1 protein-coding gene is annotated in these 1,519 nt (G+C 69.8%); it reads left to right on the top strand.

Annotated features, from left to right (window positions below; translation table 11 throughout):
• Nucleotides 1-1,519: methylmalonyl-CoA mutase family protein (locus tag ABZY13_RS33435; RefSeq protein ID WP_356637575.1), on the top strand; the 1,519-nt coding region annotated here is incomplete at both ends.

Genomic DNA, 1,519 nt, shown 5'->3' with positions numbered 1-1,519 from the left:
CCGGTGTACGGGCCGGACGCCCTGGAGGGCTGGGACCCCGCCGAGAAGCTGGGGGAGCCGGGCGCGTACCCCTTCACCCGCGGCGTCTACCCGACCATGTACACGGGCCGTCCCTGGACGATGCGCCAGTACGCCGGTTTCGGCACGGCCGTGGAGTCCAACGCCCGCTACAAGCAGCTGATCGCCAACGGCACGATGGGCCTGTCCGTCGCCTTCGACCTGCCCACCCAGATGGGCCACGACTCCGACGCGCCCATCGCGCACGGCGAGGTCGGCAAGGTCGGCGTGGCGATCGACTCGATCGACGACATGCGCGTGCTGTTCGACGGCATCCCGCTGGACAAGGTGTCCACGTCGATGACGATCAACGCGCCGGCGGCCCTCCTGCTGCTCCTCTATCAACTCGTCGCCGAGGAGCAGGGCGTCGGCGCGGACAGGCTGACCGGCACGATCCAGAACGACGTACTGAAGGAGTACATCGCGCGCGGGACGTACATCTTCCCGCCCAAGCCCTCCCTGCGCCTGATCGCCGACATCTTCAAGTACTGCAAGGCCGAGATCCCGAAGTGGAACACCATCTCGATCTCCGGCTACCACATGGCCGAGGCCGGCGCCTCGCCCGCGCAGGAGATCGCCTTCACCCTCGCCGACGGCATCGAGTACGTCCGCACCGCCGTCGCGGCCGGCATGGACGTCGACGACTTCGCGCCCCGCCTGTCGTTCTTCTTCGTCGCCCGTACGACGATCCTGGAGGAGGTCGCCAAGTTCCGCGCCGCCCGCCGGATCTGGGCGCGGGTGATGAAGGAGGAGTTCGGGGCGAAGAACCCGAAGTCGCTGATGCTGCGCTTCCACACGCAGACCGCCGGGGTGCAGCTGACCGCCCAGCAGCCCGAGGTGAACCTGGTCCGCGTGGCGGTGCAGGGCCTGGCCGCGGTGCTCGGCGGCACCCAGTCGCTGCACACCAACTCCTTCGACGAGGCGATCGCCCTGCCGACCGACAAGAGCGCCCGGCTCGCCCTGCGCACCCAGCAGGTGCTGGCCTACGAGACGGACGTGACGGCGACGGTCGACCCGTTCGCGGGCTCCTACGTCATCGAGAGGATGACCGACGACGTCGAGGCCGCGACGCTGGAGCTGATGGCCAAGGTCGAAGAACTCGGCGGCGCCGTCAACGCGATCGAGCACGGCTTCCAGAAGAGCGAGATCGAGCGCAGCGCCTACCGCATCGCCCAGGAGACCGACAGCGGCGAGCGGGTCGTCGTCGGCGTCAACCGCTTCCAGCTCGACGAGGAGGAGCCCTACGAGCCGCTGCGCGTCGACCCGGCCATCGAGGCCCAGCAGGCCGAACGGCTGGCCAGGCTGCGCGCCGAGCGCGACCGGGCGGCGGTGGACTCGGCCCTCGCCGCTCTGAAGAAGGCCGCCGAGGGCGAGGACAACGTCCTCTACCCGATGAAGGACGCCCTGCGCGCACGGGCCACCGTCGGCGAGGTCTGCAACGCGCTCCGCGAGGTCTGGGGCA

Source organism: Streptomyces sp. NPDC006610, assembly GCF_040611575.1.
Classification (GTDB): domain Bacteria; phylum Actinomycetota; class Actinomycetes; order Streptomycetales; family Streptomycetaceae; genus Streptomyces.
Note: the sequence above shows the minus strand (reverse complement) of the source record. Positions and strands in the feature narration are given on the sequence as shown.